The following is a 2822-nucleotide window of genomic DNA, read 5'->3' as shown; positions in this document are numbered from 1 at the left end:
GGACTCGCACAAGGGCAAGCTGCGTCTGGAGGCCAGCCGCAAGGCCATGATCCACATCATGGGCGACCTGCGGGAGACCACGGCCGAGATGCAGCGGCGCGAACAGGAGCTGCGCGACAAACAGGAGCAGCTCGTCCAGGCGGGAAAGCTCGCCACGCTCGGCGAGCTCACCACCGGCGTCGCCCACGAGCTCAACAACCCCCTCAACAACATCGGATTGTTCATGGGTAACGCGGTCGACCTCGTCCAGCTCGGCGCCACGGACAAAGGGCAGATCGTCCGTGAGCTGGACCAGGCCATGCAGCAGGTCGGCAAGGCCACCGAGATCATCTCGCATCTGCGCACCTTCGGACGGGCGGCACCCGCCAGCCGGGAGCCGGTCTCCCTGAGGCAGGTGATCGAGCGGGCGCTTTCGCTCATGCAGGAGCAGCTCCGGCTGCGCGAGATCGAGGTCACGGTGGACCTGGGTCCGGAGGAGCCCGTCGTGGTCGGAAATCCCATCCAGCTCGAGCAGGTCTTCATCAACCTCCTGACCAATGCGCGCGACGCGGTGGCCAACTCCTCGCGCAAGGCCATCCGCATTTCGGGTTCGGTCACGTCCCGGGCGGTCGAGGTCGTGTTCGCCGACACGGGGGCGGGGATTCCGCTCGGCCTCGAGCGGCGGATCTTCGATCCGTTCTTCACCACCAAGGAGGTCGGAAAGGGCACCGGCCTGGGCCTGTCCATCACCTACGGGATCATCAAGGAGCACGGCGGCACGATCTCGGTCGTGAGCCCGCCCGGCAATGGCGCCACGTTCCTCATCCACCTGCCCCTTGCCCCCGGCGAGCCATGAGCCAGTCTCGCGTGCTCATCGTCGACGACGATCCAGCCCTGCTGCAGGCGCTTCCCGAGGCCCTTCGGCTCCGAATGAGCGAGGTCACGGTGGACACGGCCGAGTCCGCGGCGGACGCGCTCGACCAGATCACCGCACGGGACTATGACGCGATCGTCACCGACATCAAGATGCCGGGGACCGACGGTATCACTCTGCTGGCCGAGATCCGAGAGCGCCGGCCCGACACGCCCACCCTGATGATCACCGGCCATGGCGAGCATGCGCTGGCGGTTCATGCCCTCCGCGGCGGGGCCTACGACTTCATCCAGAAGCCGATCGACCGGGACTACTTCGTGGCCTCCCTGCGCCGGGCGATCCAGATGGGCGAGCTGAGCCGCCGGGTCAAGGAGCAGCAGAGGGCGCTGCAGCGCCACGCCAGCGAACTGGAGCGAACCGTCGAGGAACGGACGCACGAGCTGCGGGAGGCCAAGAAGGTCATCCACAGCCCTTTGAGGTGGCTGGCGGGCCCGAGCCGGCAGATGGAGAAGGTTGTCCAGCAGATCAAGCAGGTGGCCGACTCCCCGCTCACGATCCTCGTCGAGGGCGAGACCGGCACCGGCAAGGAGCTCGTGGCGCGGGCGATCCATCACCTGAGTGCCCGATGCAAGAAGCCGTTTGTTGCCCTGGACTGCGGCGCGATCCCGGACACGCTCATCGAGTCGGAGCTCTTCGGCTACGAGAAGGGCGCGTTCACCGGGGCCCATCAACGGAAGGAGGGGCAGTTCCAGCTTGCCGAGGGCGGAAGCCTTTTCCTCGACGAGATCGTCAACCTTCCCCTCGCCACGCAGGCGAAGCTCTTGCGTGTCTTGCAGGAACGACAGGTGCAGCCGCTCGGCAGCAAGCAGCCGGTCCGAGTGGACGTGCGGATCATCGCCGCCTCCAACATCCCCCTCGAGCGAGAGGTGCGCGCGGGCCGATTCCGCCAAGATCTCTACTATCGCCTGAACGAATTCGTGATTACCCTGCCGCCCCTCAGGGAGCGAGACGACATCCTCCACCTGGCGAATGAGTTTCTCGCCGAAGCCGGCATGGAACTCGGCCGCCCCTGCCGCGAGATCTCGGAAGCGGCGGCTCGGATCCTCCTGCACTATCCGTGGCCGGGGAACGTGCGGGAGCTGCGGAACGTGATTCGCCGGGCGATCCTCCACGCCTCGGATGTGATCGAGCGCGAGCACCTCTCCTTCCTCCCGGTCGACGCGTCCCCGGCGACTGCATCCCCGTCGGAGCCAACGCCGGTGAGCCCATCTCCTCTCGGAAGCCCCTCTCTGAAGGAGATCGCCGAGGCGGCGGCGACGGACGCCGAGCGGCAGGCGATCCGCCGGGTCCTCCAGGCCACGAGGGGGAACAAGAGCGAGGCGGCGCGACACCTGCGAACCGACTACAAAACCCTGCACCTCAAGATGAAGCAGTACGGCATAGCCGCCGGGCAGTTCAGGGAGTCCTGAGCGTCGCGACGCGCGCGCGGGCCACTCCGGTTCTCTGGCGGCCGCGCCATGGTCCTTGCGCCATAGCTCTGCGACCCCGCTAGACCTTCGGCGCTCGAGCTTTCCCACGCGTCCGGTGGGACTCTCCTCCCCCCCGGCGAGCCCAGGCAGCGATTTCACCAGCTACCACTGCCACTTACTCAGCGTGCCGAGGGCTTCGTAGCGCACTCGTGCTCGACCGCAGCCACGATCTCTGAAGGACGCGCCGGCGCGGTACGTGTCTTGCTGCATGTCGTGCGTTCCGCATGAAGGCTGTCTTGGCCGTACGTCTGAACCCTGGTCCGCTCTGAACAGGAGGGCTCTGCGATGCCATGGAAGCCGTCCGGGCTGGCGCTGGTAGGGATACTCGCCGTCCCGCTGGCGGGCCTCGGTGAGCCGCAGCAGCGTGCGCCTGGGGTCGGGTCCGAACCCAAGGCCGTCACGAAGACCCGAGCGCAGGCGGCGTTCGGGAAGCTCCCGCT

The 2822-nt window shown here is 67.3% G+C and carries 2 protein-coding genes; both read left to right on the top strand.

Translation table 11 applies throughout. The features are described from left to right. On the top strand, window positions 1-835 hold an 835-nt coding region (locus tag VGV60_14980), incomplete at its 5' end, for an ATP-binding protein (protein ID HEV8702575.1). Continuing rightward, window positions 832-2322, top strand: a complete 1491-nt coding sequence (locus tag VGV60_14975; protein HEV8702574.1) for a sigma-54 dependent transcriptional regulator — start codon at window positions 832-834, stop codon at window positions 2320-2322. The genes VGV60_14980 and VGV60_14975, both read left to right, overlap by 4 nt. Window positions 2323-2822 lie beyond the last annotated feature (500 nt).

This window comes from Candidatus Polarisedimenticolia bacterium (assembly GCA_036001465.1).
Taxonomy (GTDB): domain Bacteria; phylum Acidobacteriota; class Polarisedimenticolia; order Gp22-AA2; family Gp22-AA2; genus Gp22-AA3.
The sequence above is the reverse complement of the archived record's forward strand: the minus strand, read 5'-3'. Positions and strand labels throughout refer to the sequence as shown.

Excerpts from the sequence above, each read along its gene's own strand:
- VGV60_14975 (HEV8702574.1), top strand. The coding sequence starts at position 832 with ATGAGCCAGTCTCGCGTGCTCATCGTCGACGACGATCCAGCCCTGCTG.